Annotated in this window: 22 protein-coding genes; 14 read left to right on the plus strand and 8 right to left on the minus strand. The window is 62.2% G+C overall.

The window, feature by feature from the left end:
- Positions 1-181 precede the first annotated feature (181 nt).
- The 3 genes from glgA to B5526_RS08525 form a co-directional block, all read right to left on the minus strand.
- Positions 182-1,630 carry a glycogen synthase GlgA gene (gene glgA / locus B5526_RS08515; RefSeq protein WP_079537807.1) on the minus strand — a complete coding sequence of 483 codons (1,449 nt, stop codon included), beginning with the start codon at positions 1,628-1,630 and terminating at the stop codon, positions 182-184.
- The gene (gene glgC / locus B5526_RS08520) at positions 1,627-2,889 is read right to left on the minus strand and encodes a glucose-1-phosphate adenylyltransferase (protein WP_079537808.1); all 1,263 of its coding nucleotides are present in this window, start codon (positions 2,887-2,889) and stop codon (positions 1,627-1,629) included. Before glgC ends, glgA begins: the two co-directional genes overlap by 4 nt.
- A gap of 2,084 nt (positions 2,890-4,973) precedes the next feature.
- Positions 4,974-6,356 (minus strand): FAD-binding oxidoreductase, encoded by a 1,383-nt coding sequence (locus B5526_RS08525; protein ID WP_079544804.1) that lies wholly within the window; start codon positions 6,354-6,356, stop codon positions 4,974-4,976.
- Positions 6,357-6,586: 230 nt separating this feature from the next.
- On the opposite strand from B5526_RS08525, the gene B5526_RS08530 reads away from it, so the two are divergent.
- Positions 6,587-7,723: a helix-turn-helix transcriptional regulator gene (locus tag B5526_RS08530; RefSeq protein WP_172842005.1), complete on the plus strand. Its 1,137-nt coding sequence runs from the start codon at positions 6,587-6,589 to the stop codon at positions 7,721-7,723.
- Positions 7,724-7,737: 14 nt separating this feature from the next.
- Here the strand turns inward: B5526_RS08530 and B5526_RS08535 are convergent, their stop codons facing one another.
- Positions 7,738-8,784, minus strand: a complete 1,047-nt coding sequence (locus tag B5526_RS08535) for a hypothetical protein (protein WP_079537810.1) — start codon at positions 8,782-8,784, stop codon at positions 7,738-7,740.
- A 507-nt stretch (positions 8,785-9,291) separates the two neighbouring features.
- Between B5526_RS08535 and B5526_RS39565 the strand changes: the two genes are divergently transcribed.
- The 3 genes from B5526_RS39565 (at position 9,292) to B5526_RS39395 (ending at position 10,368) form a co-directional block, all read left to right on the plus strand.
- The gene (locus tag B5526_RS39565) at positions 9,292-9,651 is read left to right on the plus strand and encodes a hypothetical protein (RefSeq protein WP_349642767.1); all 360 of its coding nucleotides are present in this window, start codon (positions 9,292-9,294) and stop codon (positions 9,649-9,651) included.
- Complete coding sequence (locus tag B5526_RS39570; RefSeq protein ID WP_349642768.1) at positions 9,618-10,001, plus strand: hypothetical protein; 384 nt, start codon at positions 9,618-9,620, stop codon at positions 9,999-10,001. The genes B5526_RS39565 and B5526_RS39570 overlap by 34 nt, the downstream gene beginning before the upstream one ends.
- Before the next feature lie 232 nt (positions 10,002-10,233).
- Complete coding sequence (locus B5526_RS39395; RefSeq protein WP_283807607.1) at positions 10,234-10,368, plus strand: hypothetical protein; 135 nt, start codon at positions 10,234-10,236, stop codon at positions 10,366-10,368.
- Positions 10,369-10,395: 27 nt separating this feature from the next.
- Here the strand turns inward: B5526_RS39395 and B5526_RS08550 are convergent, their stop codons facing one another.
- Complete coding sequence (locus B5526_RS08550) at positions 10,396-10,680, minus strand: hypothetical protein (RefSeq protein WP_079544805.1); 285 nt, start codon at positions 10,678-10,680, stop codon at positions 10,396-10,398.
- Between the two features lie 142 nt (positions 10,681-10,822).
- Positions 10,823-11,770, minus strand: a complete 948-nt coding sequence (locus B5526_RS08555) for a ring-cleaving dioxygenase (protein WP_079537812.1) — start codon at positions 11,768-11,770, stop codon at positions 10,823-10,825.
- A 148-nt stretch (positions 11,771-11,918) separates the two neighbouring features.
- Between B5526_RS08555 and B5526_RS08560 the strand changes: the two genes are divergently transcribed.
- From B5526_RS08560 to B5526_RS08590, 7 genes are all read left to right on the plus strand, one after another.
- Entirely contained in the window at positions 11,919-13,592 is a 1,674-nt protein-coding gene (locus B5526_RS08560; protein WP_079537813.1) for a bifunctional metallophosphatase/5'-nucleotidase, read from the plus strand.
- Between the two features lie 101 nt (positions 13,593-13,693).
- The gene (locus tag B5526_RS08565) at positions 13,694-14,620 is read left to right on the plus strand and encodes a histone deacetylase family protein (protein WP_079537814.1); all 927 of its coding nucleotides are present in this window, start codon (positions 13,694-13,696) and stop codon (positions 14,618-14,620) included.
- A 70-nt stretch (positions 14,621-14,690) separates the two neighbouring features.
- Positions 14,691-14,942 carry an exodeoxyribonuclease VII small subunit gene (locus B5526_RS08570; RefSeq protein ID WP_079544806.1) on the plus strand — a complete coding sequence of 84 codons (252 nt, stop codon included), beginning with the start codon at positions 14,691-14,693 and terminating at the stop codon, positions 14,940-14,942.
- Positions 14,943-15,104: 162 nt separating this feature from the next.
- A complete protein-coding gene (locus B5526_RS08575) occupies positions 15,105-16,403 on the plus strand; it encodes a hypothetical protein (protein ID WP_079537815.1) in 1,299 nt (432 codons plus the stop codon).
- A gap of 330 nt (positions 16,404-16,733) precedes the next feature.
- On the plus strand, positions 16,734-18,680 hold the full coding sequence (gene dxs, locus B5526_RS08580; RefSeq protein ID WP_079537816.1) for a 1-deoxy-D-xylulose-5-phosphate synthase: 1,947 nt from the start codon (positions 16,734-16,736) through the stop codon (positions 18,678-18,680).
- 156 nt (positions 18,681-18,836) lie between these two features.
- Positions 18,837-19,571, plus strand: a complete 735-nt coding sequence (locus B5526_RS08585; protein ID WP_079537817.1) for a TlyA family RNA methyltransferase — start codon at positions 18,837-18,839, stop codon at positions 19,569-19,571.
- Entirely contained in the window at positions 19,564-20,805 is a 1,242-nt protein-coding gene (locus B5526_RS08590) for a class I SAM-dependent RNA methyltransferase (RefSeq protein ID WP_079537818.1), read from the plus strand. The genes B5526_RS08585 and B5526_RS08590 overlap by 8 nt, the downstream gene beginning before the upstream one ends.
- Before the next feature lie 175 nt (positions 20,806-20,980).
- Here B5526_RS08590 and B5526_RS08595 read toward each other — a convergent pair whose 3' ends face one another.
- On the minus strand, positions 20,981-21,823 hold the full coding sequence (locus tag B5526_RS08595) for a DUF1194 domain-containing protein (RefSeq protein ID WP_079537819.1): 843 nt from the start codon (positions 21,821-21,823) through the stop codon (positions 20,981-20,983).
- A gap of 233 nt (positions 21,824-22,056) precedes the next feature.
- On the opposite strand from B5526_RS08595, the gene B5526_RS08600 reads away from it, so the two are divergent.
- From B5526_RS08600 to B5526_RS08610, 3 genes are read left to right on the plus strand one after another with little or no spacing between them, the layout of a single operon-like run.
- The gene (locus B5526_RS08600) at positions 22,057-22,932 is read left to right on the plus strand and encodes a c-type cytochrome (protein ID WP_079537820.1); all 876 of its coding nucleotides are present in this window, start codon (positions 22,057-22,059) and stop codon (positions 22,930-22,932) included.
- 55 nt (positions 22,933-22,987) lie between these two features.
- Complete coding sequence (gene clpS / locus B5526_RS08605; protein ID WP_079537821.1) at positions 22,988-23,293, plus strand: ATP-dependent Clp protease adapter ClpS; 306 nt, start codon at positions 22,988-22,990, stop codon at positions 23,291-23,293.
- Positions 23,294-23,299: 6 nt separating this feature from the next.
- Entirely contained in the window at positions 23,300-23,713 is a 414-nt protein-coding gene (locus B5526_RS08610; RefSeq protein WP_079537822.1) for a hypothetical protein, read from the plus strand.
- 138 nt (positions 23,714-23,851) lie between these two features.
- On the opposite strand, the gene B5526_RS08615 is transcribed toward B5526_RS08610, so the two are convergent.
- Positions 23,852-25,036 (minus strand): adenylate/guanylate cyclase domain-containing protein, encoded by a 1,185-nt coding sequence (locus B5526_RS08615; RefSeq protein WP_079537823.1) that lies wholly within the window; start codon positions 25,034-25,036, stop codon positions 23,852-23,854.
- Positions 25,037-25,307: the final 271 nt, after the last annotated feature.

Raw genomic sequence — 25,307 nt, forward strand, 5'->3', positions numbered from 1 at the left:
GCCGGGACCCATAACCACTAATCTTAGTTGCGAATGGGATTGCGGCCCCAGCACCACGCAACAATAGACATTCGTGGTTATGGGTCCCGGCTCAAGGCCGGGACGACGTAAATTTTTCCTGATGCAATTTTCAAACAGCCAAAGCAGTTCAGACACTCCTCCGCATTCTCGCCACGGCGTGTCATGGTCTCGCAACCTGACGATACAGATCGGCATAATGGCGCGCGGGATCGTGCCACGATACATCGACGGTCATGCCATTCCTCTGCATCCCCAGCCAAACCGGCTTGTCGTGAAACATCGCTTTGGCGCGGCGAATGGCGCCGCCGAGAGCTTCGCTCGTCACCGGCGAGAACTGAATTCCAGTCGCGGCATTTCCGGCGATGGTGGCCTCGTTGGCGTCAATGACGGTATCCGCTAGTCCCCCGACGCGGGAAACCACGGGTACAGCGCCATATCGTAAGGCACACATCTGGGTCAGTCCGCACGGCTCGAACCGTGACGGGACCAGGAGCGCATCAGAGCCTGCCTGAATGAGATGGGCCAAGTTCTCGTCGTAGCCGATGAAAACGCCGATCTGGTCCGGATGAGATTTCGCAGCCGCGCGAAATTGTTCCTGAAGGTCTACTTCGCCACTCCCAAGCAGGACCAATTGCACGCCCTCGCCCAAGATAAGCGGCAGATTTTGTAAGAGTAGGTCGAGCCCCTTCTGCCAGGAGAGGCGACTGATAACTCCGAGCAAATATGCATCGGGCGCGGGGGTAAGACCGAAACGTCTTTGCAAGGCCGCTTTATTCGCCGCGCGAGCAGCAAGCGAGGTTACGCTGAAAGGCGAGGCAATGTGCGGATCAGTCGCGGGATTCCATACGGAAGTGTCGATACCGTTGAGGATACCGCTGAGGACATCCGACCGCGCACGCAGCAATCCATCGAGCCCCATGCCCGCCTCGCCTTGCTGGATTTCGCGCGCATAGGTGGGCGACACCGTGGTGATGCGATCGGCGAATTGCAACCCGGCTTTCAAAAAGCTGATCCCGCCATAATATTCAACCCCGTCAATTGAAAAGGATTGAGGGGGCAATCCGATCTCGCTCAACAACTCGCTGGGGAATCGTCCTTGAAAGGCGAGGTTGTGAACGGTCATGATCGAGCCCGGCCGCGGTCGCCCGCTGTAGTGCAAAAAGGCATGGGTCAAGGCGGCCTGCCAGTCGTGGGCATGGACGACCTGCGGAACGAATGTCGGGATAGCACCCTGGCCGATCTCGGCAGCCGTTCGCGCTAGCGCTGCGAAACGCAGCGCGTTGTCGGGCCAGTCGGCGCCGTCGGGCGCAACGTAGGGATTTCCCGGACGTGCGAACAGATGCGGCGCGTCGAGTACGAACAAGTCGAGGTCAGCCACAGAACAGCCGAGAACGCGCGCGGGTCCGCCATAACAGTCCGGCAGGTTGAGGACTTCAACCCCTCCACCAAGCCCATCAAGCACATCGGGATATCCCGGCACCAAAGTGCGCGTCTCGATGCCTTCAGCCTTCAAGGCCAGCGGCAGCGCACCCGTCACATCAGCAAGGCCACCGGTCTTGATAAGCGGAAAAATCTCCGAGGCGACCGCAAGCGCACGCAAAGGCTTCATGCCGACAACCTGTCGATCATCGGCTGGTTAATCAGGCAGATGCCTTGCTCGGTGCGGCGAAATCGCTGGGCGTCATTTCCGGGATCTTCTCCCACCACCAATCCTTCCGGAATCTGCACGCCTCTGTCGATGATGACATTTTTCAATCGTGTCCCCCGACCGATTTCGGCATAAGGCATGATCACTGCATTTTCGATTTGGGCATAAGAATGAGCGCGCACACCGGTGAACAGCAGGGAACGCCGTATCGCAGCGCCGGAAATAATGCACCCTCCGGCGACAAGTGACGTCACTGCCTCGCCGCGCCGGCCATCCTCATCATGAACGAATTTTGCAGGTGGCGTGATCTCGGCGTGGGTCCAGATCGGCCATGAGCGGTCATAGAGGTCAAGCTCGGGCAAGATGTCGGTGAGATCGATATTGGAAGCCCAATAGGCATCAAGCGTCCCTACGTCTCGCCAATAGCTGCGCGTGTCGTCGTTTGACCGGACGCAAGAGCGGCTGAAATGATGAGCTACGGCGCGCCCGTGTTTGACAATATGTGGGATAACGTCCTTGCCGAAGTCATGGCTGGAATTTGGATCTTCCGCATCGCGTCGAAGCTCGTCGAACAGGAATTTGGAATCGAAAACATAGATTCCCATGCTGGCCAGCGATATTTCGGGCTTCCCCGGCATAGAAGGCGGATCAGCCGGTTTTTCCAGGAACGATTGGATCACGTCATGATCATCGACGTGGATGATCCCAAAGGCGCTGGCTTCGCTGCGCGGTACCTCCAGGCAGCCGATGGTCACGTCCGCGCCCTGCTCGACATGCTGTTGCAGCATCGACTCATAGTCCATCTTGTAGATGTGGTCGCCGGCGAGCAGCACGATGAATCTCGCGTTGTGAGGCTCGACAATGTCGATGTTCTGATAGACCGCGTCGGCAGTCCCGAGATACCAGTTCTTCTCGGAAATGCGCTGGCTGGCCGGCAGAATGTCGAAGCTTTCGTTTCGCTCGGGGCGAAAGAAGTTCCAACCCATCTGCAAATGACGAATGAGGCTGTGGGCCTTGTATTGAGTGGCTATTGCGATGCGGCGGATGCCTGAATTCACCGCGTTGGAGAGGGCAAAATCAATGATGCGCGACTTGCCGCCAAAATACACGGCCGGTTTGGCGCGCCGATCGGTCAATTCCAAAAGCCTGGAGCCGCGTCCGCCGGCAAGAACGAAGGCAAGGGCGTGACGCGCCAAGGGCTCGTTTCCGGCAGCCGGCATGGTATCCTCCCTGGAAACATTGTTACTCAAGTTTCTAGCGCGCTACGCGCGCGATTGTTTCAATGGATTAAAACACATTTTTTTGGTGGAACCACCTTAGCGCTTCCGCATGGCGCCGCAAGGAAGGGTGGATTGCTTGGTCGCTTGCCTGCGCTCTTCGAGCTGCGGCGGACAGGTCGCTCTCGCCATGACGGAAAGAATGGATACGCCGCCGCCTTCTCGCGGCGCAAAGCGTCCGAGGGATGCCTGATCGTTTCGCCCTGAGAAACAGAGGGCGCAGGGAAAGCCGGATGCTCGCCGCACCCGCAGCCTCGTGTGCAGTGGTAGAAAGCACACGAGGTAGTCACCACGGGTTCGCCGAGTTCAACCGGCCTTCCCTGCACAATGGTTTTAACGGTTTCCTTCGTGCTCTCCCCGGTGATCGGGCTTTCTTGTCACCGTCGCCTGCGGAATTGCTTCCGCAAACTTGACGCCAGCGTCGAGGCGTCAGGACCACACGACTTCGCCGTCCGCTTAAGCGCCGTTCGTCAATAGCGCTAACTGCGTCCACCGCATCCCCTGCCCAACGTTTGTGACGATCGCGAAACGCCCCTCTGTGGGCCGGGACGGGGTAAGTTCTAAAGGTGATTTGGGTCGGAGAGGAACGGATTTATTTTTGCAAGCAGGTCTGGACAGCTAAAATCACGTTGATCCGGTTCAACAATTTAGGCTGAGCGCGCAACGCGGGTTAGCCGGCATCACGAAAGGTGCGCGGGTATTGCCGGTGAAAGCACCGTCATGTGGCGCGTCTCAGAAATCGCTTTTCGTATCGCCGTGTCGTCTGGAGCCACGCCTATCGCAGTCGATGATTGATGCAGCGCCCACGAAGCCAAACTACGTGTCGCACCCGGGCGTGAGGTTCAATGCCCTTAACAGGCCCGCAAAGCCTTCTGGGCGTCGACAGGGCCTGAGATCGACCATTGGTTTACTTCGGTCGACATTGTTATCCTTCTTCGGCTCCTTTTCTTTATTGCGTCGGGCAACAGGTACTGCTGCAGGCTTCCTGGCGTGAGGATCGTGCCGGTGCCGGCTCACAATTTTCGTGGTCGCAGTTGGGCGAGAAAGTCGTGACGGAGTTTCGTCCGGGACTTTCGTAGCCGGCATAACCGGCTTTGGGGCGATCGGGTCACGGACGTACGCGATGTCCAGCCGGTCTGCCTTGGTCAACGTATCCTGTGAAAAAATTTGACTAACGGTGGTTTGCGCCGGAGAAGCTCGCACGCTTGGCGGCGGCGTCGGAGTTCCGGCCCTGAGAGCGACCATTGCACCCAGGCCAATCAAACAAAGAACCGCAAGCCACACTGTCCTGATCACGGCCAACCCCCGCACGGTCCGAAGATGCGCGAATTGAGTGTGAGCTTAGGACTGAATCAGGCGCTTAATGGGTCGCCGGGGCAGCAAGATCGTGCGGTCGCAGAATAGTTTCGCACCAGAGTTAACGAGCCGGCGAAATGCAAGGTCGTTTGCCGTCGCAGTCGGCTTTCCGCCACGAAGATTTGCTCACTTCCGATTCGGCCATTCCGGGGGGCGTCCCATGGTCTGGTTGGGCCCGACATATGTCGTCCGGCAACGTCGTATGTCGGGCCGCCTTGGGGAATCACGACAGAATGCGGACGGCGCACCTCTTTAACGATCTGTTAACCGTGCCGTAGCAAGCTTGTCCCAAATCGCGGCGGAACCGGAGTCGGCCGGAGCCGGCAGTCGCACGAAAAGCCGTTCGGTGTCACGCCCGGGCGGCTTTTCGCGTCTAGAGCATGATGATTTTGAGTTGAATCGTCGCCTGCGCAAGTTCGATCACCTCGCCCCGCTTGCGGGGAGAGGTATAGGCCGCCTTCGGCGGCCGTCCTTAGATAAGAAGGACGCCGAAGCGAAGCTTCGGCTATGTCGCGCAGCGATCCGGGTGAGGGGGATTCTCCGCATAATTTGTGCTTCAGCATTCGCGGAAACAGCCCCTCACCCCAACCCTCTCCCCGCAAGAGCGGGGCGAGGGAGAAGTCACCGCCGTGCCTCAACCTAAAGTCATCACGCTCTAGGGCGCCGCTGCGTCAGGCGGCCGGCTTGATGTTCTGGTTGATCCGGAACAAATTGGCAGAATCATATTTGCTCTTCACGGCTGCCAGCCGCGCATAGTTTGCCCCGTAGGTCGCCTTGAGCCGGGCGTCGCCCTCATCGTCCATCATGAAATTCGGATAGGCGCCGCCGAGGTCGAACGGATGCACCGCCTCCCAATAGGCCTTGGTCCATCGCGTCACCGGCCCCGCCTTCTGCGGGTTCGGATCGATACCGGCGATCACCATCGACCAGGTGGCATCGCGGCAATTCCAGGCGGTGTCGCCGCTGCCGACGCGATGTACGGCACCGTCGATCGGGTAAAGATGCATCAGCGACAATTCGCTCGGCGTTTTTGCCGCTTGTTCGAGATGGGCGTCGATCGCTGCGTCCGGCAGCGTCTTGACGAAATCGCCCCGCCAATACCATTGCATGCCCTTCGGGTAGAGCCCGTCGAACATGCTCTGCACGGCCGGATACGGCATCGTTCCCATCCAATTGAACCACGGCGCCGGCAGCACGTCGAGCAGCGGCGCCAAAACCTTCTTGCCGTTGTCCTCGGAGCCGTCGTAGCAGCACATCAAAAGACAGATGCGCTTGCCCCATAATTCCTCCGGAAACGGCGCACTCGAAAGTATGGTCTTGAGCCCGAGGAAAATGCCGAGCTCCTCCGGCGCTTTCGGCAGGAAATCGCGATAACGCTGCATGATGGTGCGCGCGTGCTTCTGGTCCCAGGCGATCGGTCCGGCAAACACCGTGCTCACGGGATGGAGCTTGAACACAAAGGAAGTGACGACACCGAAATTGCCGCCGCCGCCGCGCAGCGCCCAGAACAGATCGGGGTTGTTGTCCTTGCTGGCGACGACGAAGCTGCCATCGGCCAGCACGACGTCGGCCTCGATCAGATTGTCGATGGTCAGGCCGTATTTGCGGGTGAGATAACCGTGGCCGCCGCTCAGGGTCAGCCCGGCGATGCCGGTGGTCGAGATAATGCCGGCCGGCACGGCGAGGCCGAACGCGTGGGTGGCATGGTCGACGTCGCCCTGGGTACAGCCGGCGCCGACGCGCGCGGTACGGGCGAGCGGGTCGACGCGTACGCCCTTGATGTCCGAGAGGTCGATGACCAGGCCATCATCGACGCTGGCGAGCCCCGGCCCATTATGGCCGCCGCCACGTATCGCGATGCGCAGGCCATTGTCGCGACCGAAATTCACCGCCGCGATCACGTCGGCGACATCGACACAGCGAGCGATCAGCGAAGGGTGCTTGTCGATCATGCCGTTATACAGCGCACGGGCTTCATCATAGTTGGCCGCGCCGCGCTCGATGACCGAGCCGCGCAGGCTGTCACGCAATTTGATCTTGGCTTCGTCGCGCATGATGTTCTCCTTTTCACGGGCCAGTTGGGCAGTCCGCGGGACCATCGTGCTCCGGTCGTGCGGGAGCTCGGCCTGCCAGTTGTGGTTGCCGCTATAGTCACACGGCGGGCCGTAACTTGGCGGACCGGATCGGTCGCCGCGTCACCCGATCGATGGAGAGGCTGGCTGCGCGGGCTTCACGGACGTGTTACGATCCCCGCGGGCGGTCATGGCAGGCTAGAGCCATCAGCATGCGTGAAGCGGACGAGCTTTCGCTGGTCATCGGCGACATCTACGATGCGTCGCTCGATCCCGGACTGTGGCCGACTGCCATCGAAAGCATCTGCGGCTATGTCGGCGCCGCCTCGGCCAGTCTGCATTCGCAGGACTCGATCAGCAGGAATACCGACGCGCTGTTCTGGTGGGGCCGGGAGTCCAGCGCGCCGCACTATTTCGATCTCTATCTGCAGAAATACGGCAAGATAAATCCGATCTTTCCCGGCGTCGTGTTTTTCGACGTGGAGCTGCCGGTTGCCGTTCCCGACGTGATTTCGTGCGAGGAGTTTGTCCAGACGCGTTTCTTTCGCGAATGGCTTGCGCCACAGAGCCTGATGGACGGCCTGTTTTCAAACCTGGAAAAGGGCGCGACGAGCTGCGCGCTGTTCACCGCCATGCGCCATGCCAATGAGGGGCAGGTCGACGACCGCATGCGCCGGCGGTTTGAGCTGATTACACCACATGTCCGGCGCGCCATGCTGATTGGCAAGGTGATCGATCTGCATCGCGTCGAGGCGGCGGCGCTCGCCGACACTCTCGACGAGCTCGCCTCCGGCATGTTCATCGTGGACTCGAATGGGCGCATCATTCACGCCAATGCCAGCGCGCATCGCCTGATCGCCGAGGCCGACGTGCTGCGCGCCACCCAGGGCCGGATCGCAGCGCTTGATCTCGAGGGCAACCGGAATCTGCTCGATGTGTTCACGGCGGCCCAGGCAGGCGACGCCGCCGTCGGAAAAAGGGGCATCGCCATACCGTTGAAGGCGCGTAGCGGCGAGCGCTATGTCGCTCACGTGTTGCCCCTGACCTCGGGAGCGCGCCGCAAGGCCGGTGTTTCCTACTCGGCAACAGCTGCGATGTTCGTCCGCAAGGCGGCGCTGGATTTGCCGTCACCGCCCGAGGCGGTCGCCCGCGAGTTCAACCTGACGCCGGCGGAGGTCCGGGTCATGTTTGCCATCGTCGAGATCGGCGGAGTGCCTGAAGTCGCGCCGGTGCTCGGCATCTCGGAGCAAACCGTCAAAACCCATTTGCATCGCATCTATGAGAAGACCGCCACCAAACGGCAAGCCGATCTGGTGAAGCTGATCGCGAGCTATTCGGGCAGGCTTTGATTTGCTCGCGTTTGCTAACGCACGGGCATCGGCGGCCGCGGCACCGCTGACAATTCTTCGTCCTGCGGCTGAGCCGTGGCTTGCGGTGGCGGTTCAACTTGCCGCGGCACGTAATCGGATTGTCGCGGTGCGTACGGAGCAGCAGTCGCCGGCGGCACGTAAGGTGCAGCGGCTGGCGGCGGCGGCATTGCGGCTTGCGGCGGCGGCAACGGCGTGATGGGTTTGCGCGGCCGCGCGGCGGCCGGACGCGTCGGGGGCGGGAGCGGTGTTATCGCCGACACCTTGGGCCGCACGTTTTGCTCGGAAGCTTTTGCGACGTCGCGGGACATTTGCTGCTGGCCGGCCTTGATCTCCTCAATGCTGGCCTTGAGCTGCTCGACTTGTTGCCCGAGGCCGGCGAGATCGCGCGCCATCGATTGCAGCAACTGGCTCTGGTCGGGAGATGAAGCGGCAGCAGTCGGCACGGCGCTTTCGGCTACGGCCTGCGCCGGAGGTGTCGCTTGCGATGGAGCGGCTTGCGGAGGTGTCGCTTGCGGTGGTGCGGCTTGCGGAGGTGCAGCATCCGCATTCGCCGCCGCCGCGTCCGCCTCAGCGGCAGGCGCGGCCGGCTCCGCTGACGGCGCTGGCTTTTCCAGCGGCAGCAACGAACTCAGGAGTTGCGGCGCCGACTTTACGATCTGGAGGACCGCATCGCCATGGGCCCGCCAGACGATGCTGGCGACACCGATGCATGTTGCCAACAGCAATGCGGCGAAGGCGCGTGCCAGCCGACTGCCGATCGTCCGCGGGGATCCCGCGACATGAAAATGGTCTTGGACATTAATATGGTCCTGGACATTGTTGACGGCGGTGGGCCGAAACGTCGTATCGACCGGCGGGACCGGTGGGTGAGCCGCGAGGTCGGCTCCCCTATGGGCCTGGGGCGCCGCTTGATGGAGCGCCGCCGCGCGCAGCAGCTTGGAAAGCTCTTCAACCGCGGGCACGAAGCGAGGGGCATCGGGCGCCACCGCGACGACATCGTGGGGATCGTCGGCTTGTCTCGGTTTCAGCGTGGAATGCATTGGGGGTCCCTGCTCTGTCCAATGTCACCTGCTTCGGGGCCGCCGGCGGATTTACGCTTATGTCGGCGGTGTGTCCTGCCCCAGACTTCATCAGGGATTGACCAAAGCAAGGCGGCACCATGGAGAGGTTGAGGCCGATTATGGCGCGCCCTTCGGGAACCCGGGAACTCGTCCTTCTCGCGGCCTCGCGGCGTCGAGGGGCCTGCCTTCTACCTGCCAAATCGCTCGAACCGGTACGCGAGCTCCGGGCCTTCATGCCCGTCGAGCAGCGTGGTCCGCGGGTCGAGCTCGAGCTCGCGGGTCCTGATCGCGCGTAAGACCAAGCGCACTCAACGCACGAATCAAGGCGCATTGCCGAAAAAACGTTCCGTTGGTCCTTCGACCGACGGCTCACGAGCGCATCAACATCCGCCGTCGCTGAGGGAAGACTCATTCGAGTATTTCCGGCAGATGAACCGTCGAGCGGTCGATCGCGACATAAGGTAATACCGTACCGAGGGAGTAAGGATGCGAGCGGCGGTCGTTGGTTTACTGCTGAGCGCCGTGTTGGCGGGACATGCGTCAGCCTATGACGCGCTGGACCCGGCCAATTGCAATGGCGCCGATTGGGACGCCAGGCTCGCCTTGACCGTGTCGAAGGTGACGGCCGGGCCGCGCGTCAACTTCATCAAGAACCCCTACGACGACGATTTTACCGCTGCAGCCTGCCCAGCCGCGACCAACGCCTGCCGGAAAAAGTCCTACCTCGTGACCGGCGACCTCGTGCTGGTCGGCAGGACGCGAGGCGATTTCATCTGCGTCACCTACCAGGCACCGCTGGCGAAAAAGCATGTTTGGCGAACGGCTGGCTGCCCAGCGCGGCGCTGACGCCGGTCGCCCCGATGCCGTCGCCGCAGACGTCGGATTGGATCGGCAGCTGGTGCAATCCCGGCTGCAGGATCGAAATCAAGGCCGCCGATGGCGGCAAGTTGCAGATTGACGCCCAAGGGATATTTCCGACCGCGCGTGATTTTCATAACGGCGCCTTCAAGGCACAGGTCGCGCCGCAGAACGATGCGATCGCCTTCGCCGACGACGGCAGCAATTACGGGGATGAATGCCATGTGCGGATGCAGCGGATCGGCCCGTGGTTGCTGGTTGTGGACAATGCCGGCTGCGGCGGTACCGGGGTGAGCTTCACCGGGCTCTATCGCCGCAAGAAGGAAGCAGACCGATGACCGCTCTCGCCGATCGCGATGTCTTGTCGGAATTGGCTCACTGGCTCACGCATTTTCTCGGCTGGGCTAACGGCTGAGGACGGTTGGATTGTAGGGCGCGTCGCCGCGCCGATCAGCCGATGGTTCCGGGCGCTCGCAAAAAAATCTCGATCGTTGCAACGCCCTGTGGCCGGAACTCACCAACGTCGTTGCCGTTTGCTTGCTCATGAAACATTTATTTTTGCATCAGGCGGTGAGCGCGCTAGTGGCCGTCACGTTTTGCGCGGCAATGCTGATCACGGCGCAGACATTCGTGGCGTACAAGAATGCACACCTCTGGGACGACCGAGCGCTGCAGCTCGCAGCCATGAAGCGCCCGCCGACCTGAGCCCGGCGGATTTTGCGGACTACGGTGCTAGCGAATGACTGTGGCAGCGACGGAGGAACGTTTGCCGCGCTTTTCGTTGGGAACGAACTGAGCAAACACCTCCTTGACGCGGTCAACAGGAGTTGCATCGCGGGTAAATCGAAGCTCCGCTGTCGCCCCGGTTTCCGCTAACCGAGGCGCGTACATGGCGCTTTCAAATAACGACCCTTTGAAGCGCGAATTGCTGTCGTCGTCGCCGAAATAGGCGTCGGAAACGAATAAAAACACCAGCAGCGCCGATCCCACGACGCCAAAATATTTGAAAACAGGCATGGGTAAGCGGGCCCCCTTCTTTTGAAAAAAGGTTGCATCGCCAGCCATCAAAGCCAGGTTTACGGCCGCCCGGCTTTTGCCGGGACGGTTGTTCGCCGGTTGGCAATTTGTGGATAATTTTAATGATCGCAGGGCGACAAGATCACCCGAGCGGCTTCAGGCCCGCTTCGATCGCGGCGCGGCGCGGCTCCAGGAACGGCGGCAGCGCCAGTTTTTCGCCGAGCGTTGCCATCGGCTCATCGGTGGCAAAGCCGGGGCCGTCGGTGGCGATCTCGAACAGGATGCCGTTGGGCTCGCGGAAATAGAGGCTGCGGAAGTAAAAGCGGTCGATCTCGCCGGAATTGGGTATTGCGAATTCGTTCAATCGCTGGGTCCAGGCGTGATATTGCGCCTCGTCCGGGGTGCGGAACGCGACGTGATGCACGCCGCCGGCGCCCTGGCGCGCGACCGGCAGGTCCTTCTCCTCGAGGATATGCAGCTCGGCGGCGGGGCCGCCCTCGCCCATCGTGAACACGACGATCCGCGCGTCGGCATGCGGCGAGGTATAGTCGCGGGCGCGGCGCATGTTCATGGCGCGCGTCAGCACCATCTCGGTGCGCGCGAGATCCTGCACGGTGAGCACGATCGGGCCGAGGCCGCGAATTTGATGCTCGGCCGGCACCGGGCTCCTCTCCCACGGCGAGGCTGGCCCTGTGCCGCCATCATCGACCAGCACCAGGCGCTGGCCTTCGCCGTCCTCGAACGGCAGCGTCAGCCGGCCGTCGACTTCGACGACGTCGCGGACATGGCCGCCGGCCTGCTTCAGCCGGTCCCGCCAATAGCCAAGAGTCTTTTCGCCGGCGACGCGCAGGCCGGTGCGCGAAATGCTGTTGCTGCCGCGCCGTTCGGGCGCTGCCGGAAAATCGAAGAAGGTCAGATCGGTGCCTGGATTGGCCTTGCCGTCGGCGTAGAACAGATGATAGGCGCTGACGTCGTCCTGGTTGACGGTCTTCTTGACCAGCCGCATGCCGAGCAGGCCGGTGTAAAACGCAAGATTCTCGCGCGGTTTCGCCGAGATCGCGGTGAGATGGTGAATCCCCGTCAATTGCATCGAACCATCCTCTTCATCACTTTCCGGGGAAACTCGCCCGGGACATTTGGGCGTCACCCGCGATCATGTAGGATATCGTTCGCAGATCGCCAGCGGCACCGATTTTTGCGCAAAGTGAGGGCGATGCATCACAAGACATCACCGTGACATGAACCGACCGATTTTATCGACCCTTGCCTTATCCACCGCGCTGCTGGCGCTGTGCCCGGCCTCCCTGCCTGCCGCGGACGCGCCCGCGCCGGTCGACTTACGGATTCTCGCGATCAATGATTTCCACGGCAATTTACGGCCGCCCGCGGGCGGCATAAGGATTACCGATCCCGCCGACAAGACCAAGAAGATCGCCGTACCAGCCGGCGGCGCCGAATACATGGCGACGCTGGTAAAAGAGCTGCGCGACGGCCACGCCAACAATATCTTCGTTGCCGCCGGAGACCTGATCGGCGCGAGCCCGTTTTTGTCGGCGATGTTTCACGACGAGCCGACCATCGAGTCGCTGTCGATGATGGGGCTCACGGTTGCTTCCGTCGGCAACCACGAATTCGACGAGGGCAAGGACGAATTGCTGCGGATGCAGAATGGCGGCTGCCATCCGGTCGACCATTGTCAGGGGCCGCATCCGTTCACCGGGGCAAAATTTCATTATCTTGCGGCCTCCACCTTCGAGAAGGACACCGGCAAAACGATATTTCCCGCTTACGAGATCAGGGACTTCGATGGCATTCCGGTAGCCTTCATCGGTCTGACCCTGAAGGGCACACCGAACATCGTCTCGCCCGACGGCGTCGCCGGCCTCGAATTCCGCGACGAGGCCGACACGGTCAATGCGCTGGTGCCGGAATTGAAGGCGCGCGGCGTCGAGGCCATCGTGGTGCTGATCCATGAAGGCGGGTTTCCGACCGGCGACTATAATGAGTGCCCGGGCATTTCCGGCCCGATCGTGGACATCGTGAAAAAATTCGATCGCGCGGTCGATATCGTGATCTCCGGCCACACCCATCAGGCCTATGTCTGCGATATCGACGGACGCCTGGTAACCTCGGGCGACAAATACGGCACCATCGTCACGACCATCGACGTGAAGCTCGATTCCGTGACGCGCGACGTCATCAGCGCGAAAGCCGACAACGTCATCGTCCGCAACGGTGCTTACGCCAGAGATCCCGACCAGACCGCGCTGCTTGCCGCCTACGACAAGTTTGCCGCACCGATCGCCGAGCGCCGCGCGGGCTCGGTCACCGAAACGTTGTCGCGCGCGCCCAACGAGGCCGGCGAGAGCCCGCTCGGCGATATGATCGCCGACGCCCAGTTGGCCGCGACGCATGCCGACAAGGCCGGCGGCGCCGTGATCGCGCTCACCAATCCCGGCGGCATCCGCAACGACATTCTAAAGCAAGGCGATGGCGCGGTGACCTTTGCCGATGTGTTCGCAAGCCAGCCGTTCCGCAACCAATTGGTGACGCTGACTTTGACCGGCGCGCAGATCAAGGACATGCTCGAACAACAATGGCTCGACCCGAAGCGGCCGCGCATCCTGCAGGTTTCCAGGGGATTCAGCTATAGCTGGGACAACGCAAAGCCCTATGGCGAGCGCGTGATCGCCGATTCGATCTCGCTCAATGGCACGCGCATCGAGCCTTCACAAACCTATCGCATCACCGTGAACAATTATCTCGCCGTCGGCGGCGATGGATTTACGGTGTTGAAGGAAGGCAAAACCCCGCTAACCGGCGGCTATGACGCCGATGCGCTCGACGCATATTTCAAGGCGAACAGCCCGCTGTCGCCGGGCCAGCCGGAACGCATCACGCGCGTGAACTGAATGCCGCGCCATATCCGTAATCCCGCGGCCCTTTCCGAGCGGCCGATCAGCCTCTACATTAGGCCGTTCACAGATGCGCATTCGCGGCGCCGGGAAATGGCATGACGCTTCTTCTTACCCACCGAGCGAGCCTCGATCATTTGACGGCGCCAGGACACCCCGAATGCCCCGACCGGATCCGGGCGATCGAACAGGTGCTCGGCGAAAGCCGTTTTGACGCCCTGACGCGCGCGGAGGCGCCGGAGGGCTCGCTCGATTCCGTGACGCTTTGCCATAACGAGCATTATGTCGACGAGCTCCGGCATATCGCGCCAGCCAGCGGAATGATCTATCTCGACGGCGACACCTCGATGTCGCCGGGCACCTGGGAAGCGGTGATGCGCGGCGTTGGCGGCGCGGTGGCCGCAACCGACGCGGTGATGTCGGGCACCCATCACAATGCCTTCGTCGCGATGCGCCCGCCCGGCCATCACGCTGAAATTGCGAAACCGATGGGCTTTTGCTTTTTCGACAACGCCGCGATCGCCGCCCGCCACGCCCAGCGCAAATACGGCATCACGCGCGCCGCGGTGGTCGATTTCGACGTCCATCACGGCAACGGCACCCAGGATATTTTCTGGTCCGACCAAAGCGTGATGTATTGCTCGACGCACCAGATGCCGCTGTTCCCCGGCACCGGCGCCCGCGGCGAGCGCGGCGAGCACGACAACATCGTCAACGCGCCGCTCGCGCCGGAGGATGGCAGCGCCAAGTTCCGCGCCGCGTTCGAAAACGCGATCCTGCCGCAATTGCAAAAATTCGCCCCCGAACTGATCGTCGTCTCCGCTGGCTTCGACGCGCATTACCGCGATCCGCTGGCGTCCCTCAATCTGAGGGCGGAAGATTTCGGCTGGGTCACCCGCAAACTAATGGATCTGGCCGACACCAGCGCCGGCGGGCGAATTGTCTCGGTGCTCGAGGGCGGCTATGATCTGCAAGGCCTGCAAGAGTCGGCCGCGGCGCATGTCACGGCGCTAATGGGCGCGTGAACCCCGCCACAATACGCCCGCATAAATTCATTAAGTCCGCGCCGGACAGGTGCGCATTCGGGAAAGCAACATGGCCGAAAATACCCAAATCGACGTCAAGAAGCTGACTTTCGAGCGCGCGATCGAGGAACTCGAATCGATCGTCAAGCGGCTCGAGGACGGCAAGGTGCCGCTGGAGGAGTCGGTTGCGATCTATGAGCGCGGCGAAGCCCTAAAGCGGCGCTGCGAGGAATTGCTGCGGCAGGCCGAGGCACGGGTCGACAAGATCACGACCGACGCCAATGGCCAGGTTACGGGTACCGAGCCGCTGGACGTTCAGTGAGGTCCCGGCCGCCGGGGTGCCAAGGCACGTCGCTCCCCGGCAACACAAGGGAATATTAGGCGAATTCACCGCCAACCGGCCGCTTGAGGGGCCGAAATAGCTCTTGGCGCGCTACGCGGCCTGATATAGTCCCGCCGCTAGGGGCTAAGGATCATAAGTTAAGTGCGCGTTCAGCACCGCCATATCATCTATGTGCAGGGATACGATCCGCGCGGCCTTGCGCAGTACTACCGCATGTTCCGAACCGAATTGCGCAAGTTCGGCCGGCTCTACCAGCTCAGCGCCACCATCAGCCGTCCGGAAGTCGCACCCGACGGCGAGACCGCGTCCTGGACCATCGAGACCAAGGCGGGCGACTGGCAGACCCGCACCGCTTACGATTTCCTGCGCTGGGAAGACCTGATCCAGCGCGACCTCGCCGCGCCGGTCTGGGGCACGGTGTTCCACGCCATCTGGATCTATTGGCGGCTGGTGTTCAGCGGCACCATCGCGCGATTCTGGAAGGCGCATTGGCGGTTCGCGACCTTCATTACCTATCCGCATCTCATGCTGCTGGCCGAAGCGCTGTGCGTCGCGGGCCTCTCCTTCGGCTTCGCCAAAGGGCTGCAGGCGCTCGGCGTTCCCGAGCTGTTTGGCCTTGCCGCGGCGGCGGCGCTGTTTGTCGCCGTGCTCGGCACCGTCCTGAAATACACGGAAAACCTGACCTATCTGCTCTATCTCTTGTCGGACACGATCTGGACCTGGGAATTCTCGCATCGCGAGCGGCCGGAATGGGACGAACGTATCGACCGTTTCGCCCAGTATCTGGTCGACGTCGCGCAGAGCAGTGACGCCGAGGAGATCGTCATCGTCGGCCACAGTTCGGGATCATTCCTGGGGGCCGAAATCCTGGCGCGCGCGCTCAAGTTCGATCCCAATCTTGGGCGGCATGGGCGGCGCGTCGTGCTTTTGACGATCGGCGGCAATTTTCCGATCGTCGGATTTCACGCCGCATCGCAGGATTTCCGCGATCACCTTCGGCTCCTGGCGGTCGAGCCCTCGATCGACTGGATCGACTGCCAGTCGCGCAAGGATGTGATGAACTTCTATCCGTTCGATCCGGTCGCGGGCCACGGCATCGACGTCGGCCCGCTGCGGCGCAACCCGACCATTGTCCCGGTGAGGTTCCGCGAGATAATCAAACCCGAGCACTACAACCTGTTCCGCTGGAAATTCTTCCGGGTCCATTTCCAGTTCGTGATGGCCAATGAACTGCCCCACGCCTACGATTTCTTCATGATCGTCTGCGGGCCGATCCCCTTGAGCGAGCGCATGGCGCGTCCCGAGGCGGCGCTCGCAATCGCGACCGGCGATGACGCAGCGCGGGAATGGGCCTGGAAAAGGCTCGAAACCGCCACCGTTAACCGTGTCGATGCACCCGATCTGGGCGAATTGGAACCATCGGCACGGCGCCGGGGTTAAGCATCCCGCCCTGATCGGCGGCGGCTGACGTTGCCGGCGGATTGGCTTTGGCTCTCGCTTTAGTGTAAAGCTTTAGGCTCTGTGGGCTGTTGAAGGCCGTCTGAAGCGATTTTTTCGCGGCAGTAAGTACCTGAAATAGCTAATAAAAATGTCTGAGAAGGGTGAGATCACCGAGGGTGATATAGATCACATTGAACGATCCGGATTGCATCTAAGCTTTCAAATCAGGCTTCGGCCTGCTCAGGTGGCATCCGGCGTCTGGGTTTCCGCTGCGCAGAACTGCGCAACCCATCTCACGTCGGGCTTTGGTATCAAAACCTGGGTCCCGACATGCAAAATTGGAATATCGACGTGACCACATTCAGTAAGACGCCGCTCCTCGATACCATCCGCACCCCGGCCGATTTGCGCCGGCTCAAGGTGGAACAAGTCCGGCAAGTCGCCGACGAGCTGCGCCAGGAAACCATCGACGCCGTCTCGGTGACCGGCGGCCATTTCGGCGCCGGCCTCGGCGTCGTCGAACTGACGACCGCCTTGCACTACATTTTCGACACCCCGCGCGATCGCCTGATCTGGGACGTCGGCCACCAGGCCTATCCGCACAAGATCCTGACCGGCCGCCGCGACCGCATCCGCACCTTGCGCACCGGCGGCGGATTGTCCGGTTTCACCAAGCGCACCGAAAGCGATTACGATCCGTTCGGCGCCGCGCACTCCTCGACTTCGATCTCGGCGGCGCTGGGCATGGCCGTGGCGCGCGACCTCTCCGGCGGCAAGAACAATGTGATCGCCGTGATCGGCGACGGCGCGATGTCGGCCGGCATGGCCTATGAAGCCATGAACAATGCCGGCGCGATGAATTCGCGCCTGATCGTCATCCTCAACGACAACGACATGTCGATTGCGCCGCCGGTCGGCGCGATGTCGGCCTATCTGTCGCGGCTCTATTCGGGGCGGACCTATCGCTCGGTGCGTGCGGCCGCCAAGCAACTCGGCCAGCATCTGCCAAAAGTGCTGGCGGATCGCGCCAACCGGGCGGAAGAATATTCCCGCGGCTTCATGGTCGGCGGCGGTACGCTGTTCGAGGAACTCGGCTTCTATTATGTCGGCCCGATCGACGGCCACAATCTCGACCATCTGCTGCCGGTCCTGAAGAACGTCCGCGACATGGAGGATGGCCCGATCCTGGTCCATGTCGTGACGCAAAAAGGCAAGGGCTACGGTCCGGCTGAAGCTTCCGCCGACAAGTACCACGCTGTCGTCAAATTCGACGTCGCCACCGGCGCGCAGGCCAAGGCAAAACCGAACGCGCCCGCCTATCAGAACGTATTCGGCCAAAGCCTCGTCAAGGAGGCGCAAAAGGACGAAAAGATCGTCGGCATCACCGCGGCGATGCCGTCGGGCACCGGGATCGATATTTTCAACAAGGCCTTCCCCGACCGCACTTTCGATGTCGGCATCGCCGAGCAGCATGCGGTAACGTTTGCTGCAGGTCTGGCGACCGAGGGCTACAAGCCGTTCTGCGCGATCTATTCGACGTTCCTGCAGCGCGGCTATGACCAGGTCGTGCACGACGTCGCGATCCAGAGCCTGCCGGTACGGTTTGCGATCGATCGCGCCGGGCTTGTCGGCGCCGATGGTGCGACCCACGCCGGTTCGTTCGACAACGCCTATCTCGGCTGCCTGCCCAATTTCGTCATCATGGCGGCCTCCGACGAGGCCGAGATGGTGCACATGGTCGCGACCCAGGTCGCGATCAATGATCGTCCGAGCGCGCTGCGCTATCCGCGCGGCGAAGGCCGCGGCGTCGAAATGCCCGAGGTTGGTATTCCGCTCGAGATCGGCAAAGGCCGCATCATCCGCGAGGGCACCAAGATCGCGCTGTTGTCGTTCGGCACGCGCTTGGCCGAATGCGAGAAGGCCGCCGACGAACTGGCCGCGCACGGCCTTTCCACCACCATCGCCGACGCGCGCTTCATGAAGCCGCTCGACGTCGATCTGATCTTAAAACTCGCGCGCGAGCATGAGATCCTGTTGACCATCGAGGAAGGCTCGATCGGCGGCTTCGGGTCCCATGTCATGCAGACCCTGGCCGAACACGGCATGCTCGACGGGGGTTTGCGGATGCGCTCGATGGTGCTGCCCGACGTGTTCCTCGACCACGATTCGCCGAACGCGATGTACGCCCGCGCCGGCCTCGACGCCAAGGGCATCGTCGCCAAGGTGTTCGAAACACTGGGCAAGGATTTCAAGGTCGAAACCGTCAAGCTGGCCTGACGATCAGCACCCGCCGCGGGCGTTTGCGCTAAAGCCTAATTCAACGGAGTTGAATCAGGCTCTAGCGCTGTCCTTTGTTTGAGCATGATCTTTTCGGAAAACCGGTTTCCACTTTTCCGGATCATGCGCTAGCCCGCGCAAACGGCGAGCCCAAACATGTCTCCTCCCCGCAAGCGCATCGACAATTTGCTGGTCGAGCGCGGCCTGTTCGAAAGCCGCGCCCGAGCCCAGGCAGCGATCGAAGCCGGCCTCGTCACCGCCAACGACAGACAAGTGAAAAAACCATCCGAGAGCGTCGCTGCGGATGCCGTGCTGCAGGCGCAGCCCGCGCATCCCTTCGTCTCGCGCGGCGGCGTCAAGCTCGCGGGCGCGCTGGAACAATATCCTGTAGACATCGAGGGGCACGTCTGTCTCGACGTCGGCGCTTCGACCGGCGGTTTCACGGAAGTGCTGCTTGCGAATGGCGCGAGCCTCGTGTTTTCGATCGATGTCGGGCGCGAGCAGTTGCATCCATCACTGCGCGGCCATCCCAAGGTGGTTTCGATGGAGGAGACCGACATCCGCAGTTTCGAGGGCAAGCGGCTGCCGGCGCGGCCGGATATCGTCGTCATCGACGTCAGTTTCATCTCGCTGAAAGCCGTGCTGCCGGTGGCGCTGTCTCTTGCCGCGGCACCCATGCATTTGCTGGCACTGATCAAACCGCAGTTCGAGGCATCGCGAAAACATGCCAAGCGCGGCATCATTCGCAACGCGATGGTGCATCAGGAAATCTGCGACGATATCGCGGGTTTTGCGGCTTCGCTGGGCTGCACCGATATCCAGGTGTTTCCGTCATCGATCACGGGCGGCGACGGCAATATCGAATTCTTCCTCGGCGCGCGCCGTGGTTGAGCGGCTCGTCATCGATCATGTCGGTCACCTCGGTGATGGTGTCGCGCTCGACGACGGACAGAACGTCTATGTGCCGTACACGCTCGGCGGCGAAACCGTCGAGGTTGAGCCCGTACCGGGCCATCATCCCGATCGCCGCCGCCTGCTCGCGGTCGAGCGCGCAAGCTCTGAGCGGATCGCGCCGTTCTGCCCGCATTTTTCGGTCTGCGGCGGCTGCGCGATCCAGCATTGGGAGATGGAGCGCTATCGCGCCTGGAAACGCGACATCGTGGTCGAGACGCTGGCACAGACAAAACTCGATTGCGAGGTGGCGCCGCTGATCGATGCCCATGGCCTCGGCCGCCGGCGCATCACCTTGCACGCCAGGATCGGCACGCATGACGTGCTGAAAGTGGGTTTTGCCGCGGCTAATTCGCACGATATTATTCCGGTCGATCGCTGCCCTATTCTCGCCCCCGGCCTGAGCGGCGCGCTCGAAGCGGCGTGGGCACTCGCCGAGCCCTTGATATCGATCGGCAAGCCGCTCGATATCCAGATCACGGCGGCGGATAACGGCCTCGATGTCGACGTCCGCGGCTCCGGACCGCTGCAGGCCAAGATGATCGCAACGCTGTCGCGCCTAGCCGAGCAACACCGCCTGGCGCGCCTGACGCGGCACGGCGAGCTGGTGCTGATGCGGACGCCGCCGGTGGTCACGATTGGCGCCGCGCGGGTCATTCTGCCGCCGGGCTCGTTCCTGCAGGCCACCGCCGCCGGCGAGGAAGCGCTAGCGGCGCTGGTGAGCGAACATTGTCAGCGCGCCAAACACATCGCCGATCTCTTTTGCGGGGTCGGGCCGTTTGCGCTGAGGTTGGCGCAGAAATCGCGGATTTCGGCGTTCGACAGCGATGCCGGCGCGGTCGCGGCGCTGGAGAAGGCGGCGGCATCGACGTCCGGCCTGAAGCCGGTCAAGGCCGAGGCCCGCGACCTGTTCCGGCGGCCGCTGATGCCGCAGGAATTGCGCGACTTCGATGCGGTCGTGTTCGATCCGCCGCGGCAGGGCGCGCAGGTGCAAGCCGAGCGGCTCGCCGCCAGCAAGGTGCCCGTGGTCGTCGCGGTATCCTGCAACGTCGCGACCTTCGCGCGCGACGCGCGGATACTCGTTGATGGCGGCTACAGGATCGAAGGCGTCACCCCGGTCGACCAGTTCCGCCACACGCCGCATGTCGAATTGGTGGCGCGGTTTGTGCGGTAAGAGCGGCTCGGCTTACCTCGCCCCGCTTGCGGGGAGAGGTCGGATCGCATCGACAGATGCGATCCGGGTGAGGGGGTACCGATCTTTCAATTGGCATTCGTTTCGCGGATAGAGCCCCTCACCCCGACCCTCTCCCCGCAAGAGCACCGCAAGAGCGGGGCGAGGGAGAAGCTTGCTACCGCCCCCAGCGGTCCTGCCAGATTTTCTCGCCGATCATGCAGGAGACGCGGGGCTCCTTCTCGGCGACCGGGACGACGCGGCGTTCGGGCGTGCGGCCGGCGACTTCGAGCAGCAGTTTGGCGCGGATCGCCTCCTTGAACTTGTCGCGATCCTTGATCGCGATCACGAACGAGCCCGGGCCGCCGATCACGCAGTCCTCGTAGTACCAGTCGAGATTGTCGATATCCATGGTCGAATAAGACGGCTCCTTCACCATGATCGGCAGGCCGTTGATGACGATGCCCTTGGCCAGTGCAGCATCCCGCACGGGGGTGACGGGTACGCCGTTATTGTTCGGCCCGTCGCCGGAAATATCGATGACGTGCCGCGGCCCGTGAAAGGGGTTCTCGTCGAACAGCGGCATCGCGAAATTGATCGCGCCCGAGATCGAGGTGCGCGAGGCGCGGCGGATCGGGGTCTTGATGATCTCGTTGGCGACGGCGTCTGCGGTCTCCGGGCCATCGATCATGCGCCAGGGGATGATGATCTTCTGGTCGTTGGTTGCCGCCCATTCGAAATAGGTGATGGCGATCTTGCCATTGGGGAGGCTTTTCAGCGCCTGCAGAAATTCCTTGGAGACGATCGCCTGGGCGTAGCCTTCGCGCTGGATCGCGAGTTCATCCATGTCCATCGAATAGGAGACATCGACGGCGAGGATCAATTCGACATCGACGGCGGTTTTGTCGTCCTTCGTTTGCGCGAGCTGATTACGGGGGCTCGGCGCGGCAATGCCCGCGACGTCGCCACCGGCCATCGCGCAAGCGACAAGCACTGCCCCGATCGAGACACACCAGCGCATCAGCGGCCCTCCCGTCGTATGACGCGATGGTGACACGCAAAGTGGAGTTCGAAAAGCGGGAAGATCGATCGGGCCCTACACATTCAAGTTAGCTGGCTGCAAGTTAGCCGGCTGCAAGTTAGCCGGCTGCCACAATTTCACCAAGGCTGCCGCTTCGAGGGTAGCAAAAGCCAGCGGGCTTTGCGGCATCGGCGTGGCATGCGATACAGCGCCCCGTAAACGATGGGGGCATCATGTTTCGGATCGGCATCACGGGCGCGTTGCTGCTGGCGGCGTTGTCCGGCGCAAGGGCTGAAACGGCGGCCGAGCGCGGCTTCTATCTCGTCAATACCATCATGGCCTGCGGCAATTGCCACTCCCCGCGCGACGCCGAGGGCCGGACGATTAGCGACAAGGCGCTTTCCGGCGGACTCAAATTCACGACGCCGGCCTTTGTCGCGACCGCGCCGAACATCACCCCGGATGTCGAGACCGGGATCGGAGGCTGGAGCGATGCCGAGATCAAGCGCGCGCTGGTCGAGGGCCTGCGGCCCGATCACGGCCGCCTCGCCGGCGTGCCGCTGGCGGCGATCATGCCGGCCAATTTCTATCGCGCGCTGTTGCCGGACGATCTCGACGCCATCATCGCCTATCTTCGCAGCATAAAACCGGTCCGGAACGAGGTGCAGGAGCCGGTCTACAAGCTTCCGGTGCACCGCGATGCCTATCCCGACGCCGAAGCGGGTTTCGATAAGGCGATGCTCGGCGATCCGGTCAGGCGCGGTGCCTATCTCGTGACCATCGGCCATTGCATGGAGTGCCACTCGGCATGGTCGCGCGGCGTCTCGGATTTCAAAAACGGGCTCGGCCGTGGCGGCCGGGTTTTTCCGGCCCGCGAAGGGTCGCCGGAGGGAACGCCGCCGAGTGTCGCCGCCAACATCACCGCCGATCCCGCCGCCGGCATCGGCGCCTGGAGCGATGCCGAGATCGCCCGCGCCATCACCCATGGCATTGCGCGCGACGGACGGCCGCTCAAACCGCCGATGGCCTATGCTTTTTACGCCGGCCTGAAGGACGCTGATCTCGCCGATATCATCGCCTATCTGCGCACGGTGCCGCCGCTGCAATGAAGCCATCGCAAAACAGCCGGTTCCGCGGCGGGCCGGGAAATTGTATTCTTGTTCGATGATCGACGCCGTCACCAAGCCAAAGACAAAGGTCAAGACCAAGACCGAGCGGCCGCGCCTGCACAAGGTCATCCTGGTCAATGACGACTACACGCCCCGCGAATTCGTGGTCACGGTGCTGAAGGCGGAATTCCGCATGACCGAGGACCAGGCCCACAAGGTCATGATAACCGCGCACCAGCGTGGCGTCTGCGTGGTCGCGGTCTTCACCAAGGACGTCGCCGAGACCAAGGCAACCCGCGCCACCGACGCCGGCCGCGCCAAGGGTTATCCGCTATTGTTCACCACCGAGCCCGAAGAATAACGCACCATGCGAACCGCGATCGCCGCGATGTTGCTGGTGTTCTCGGCGCAGGCGATGGCCGGCACCACCGCCGGGTACGAAATGGGCGGCAGATACGCGCGCTTCGATCCGGTCGTCAGCCAGTACAATCAATCCGGCGAATTGTTTCGCATCGAAGGCCACTGCCAGTCGTCCTGCACGCTGTTCCTCGGCATCCGGAACGTCTGCATCGGCCGCGGCGCCACGCTGTTGTTTCATGCCGCGCACGACCGCAGTCAAAACGCCTCGGCGTCGCTGACGACCCACATGCTGGACGCCTATAATGCCAGCCTGCGCGACTACGTCACCGCGCACCATTACATGGACACGCTGGAATTCCACGCCATCTCCGGCCGCGACATGATCCACAAGTTTGGTTATCGCGAGTGCCCAAGGAAGTGAGCGGCGGCCGTTGGGGCATTTTGGCTTCATCCTTCGAGACGGCGCTTCGCGCCTCCTCAGGATGAGGTCTGAGACCCTCATGGTGAGGAGCGCGGCAACGCCGCGCGTCTCGAACCACGAGGCCACAGCATGCTCGTCTCAGCTCGCCGGCACTTCGTCCGCCAACCCATAAACCCGCTCGGCTTTCGAAAATCCCGCGATCGGAAATTCGCCGAGATCGCTCCAGCCGCCGGCGCAGATGCCGGCAAAACCTTCCGACGCAACGATGGTGCGATGCAGGCGGCCGGCGATTTTTTCCAGCCGCGCGGCGAGATTGACGGCGGGGCCGATGCAGGTGAAGTCGAGCCGGTTGCCGCCGCCGATATTGCCGTACAGGACTTTTCCGACGTGCAGCGCGACCCCGAAGCGAAAATGCTCCAGCGCTTCCCCGACCTGATAATGCATAGCGTCGACACTGGCGCGGGATTCGCGCGCGGCTTCCAGCGCACGCGAGCAAACCTGTTGCACGCTGCCGTCCCTTTGCGTGACCGGAAACACGGCCAGCAGCCCATCGCCCATGAATTTCAGGACTTCGCCGCCATGCGTTCGGATCGAGTGCACCTGACAGTCAAAATATTGATTGAGAATATCCACCACGGTCTCAGACGGCAGGCGGTCCGACAACGCGGTAAAGCCGCGCAGATCCGACAGCCAGATCGCAGCCTCCATCGTATCGGCATGGCCGCGGCGAATTTGCCCGGCCAGAATCCGCTCGCCGGCGCGGTTGCCGACATAGGTATCGAGCAGGAGCGCGGCGGTGCGCCGCAGATTGGTGATCTCGACGAGCCGTGTCAGCGGCGGCATCAGCGATCGCAGCGCGTTCAATTGTTCGTCGCTAAATCCGTTTCCGTGCTTGGTGGACCAGCTCGATGCGTGAGTGTAGCCTGCGGTCGTCAAAAGCGGCAGCGCGATATAGTCGGTGACCCCTTCGGCACGCATGTCGTCAAAAAACGGGAAGCGTTTTGTCTCGGGATCGTCGAGGCGATACCTGACCTCGCGCGCCTCGCCGAACACGATTGCCAGCGGGCTATTTTTGAATTCTGGCGAGTCTGCAAAACTGTGATCGGCACTCCCGGCGACCACTTCAGCACCCGGCCGCCAGATGAAATTGATGCCGAGAAGATCGGGATGCAGCGTCCGGACGAAGAGGCCGACCCGCCATAGCGGCAGGCCCGCCCCCACCAGGCTTTCGCAGAATTCCGCCACCATCTGCGGCGGGCTCGCCGCAGACCTCGCGCCGTCGATCAGCCAGTCGCTGATTTGCTTGAGCTCTTGCGCGTTCATGACCCTATTTGCTGCGTAAGTTCGGGGAACGTCAAGCTAACACAAATGCGGCTGGTGGAATATTGGAAGATGACGTCGCGGTTTGAGAGGGGGGAGTATGAGTTTGGATGATCCGCGGACATCTTACAGACCGTCATTGCGAGCCAACGGGTCGCGCGAACGCGCGCCCCGATGACATGCTCCGCGAAGCAATCCGGCTTTTGGTGTGCCGAGGCAGAAGCTGGATTGCTTCGTCGCTGCGCGCCTCGCAATGACGGCAAGATAAGACTCC

This window comes from Bradyrhizobium lablabi (assembly GCF_900141755.1).
Lineage (GTDB): Bacteria > Pseudomonadota > Alphaproteobacteria > Rhizobiales > Xanthobacteraceae > Bradyrhizobium > Bradyrhizobium lablabi_A.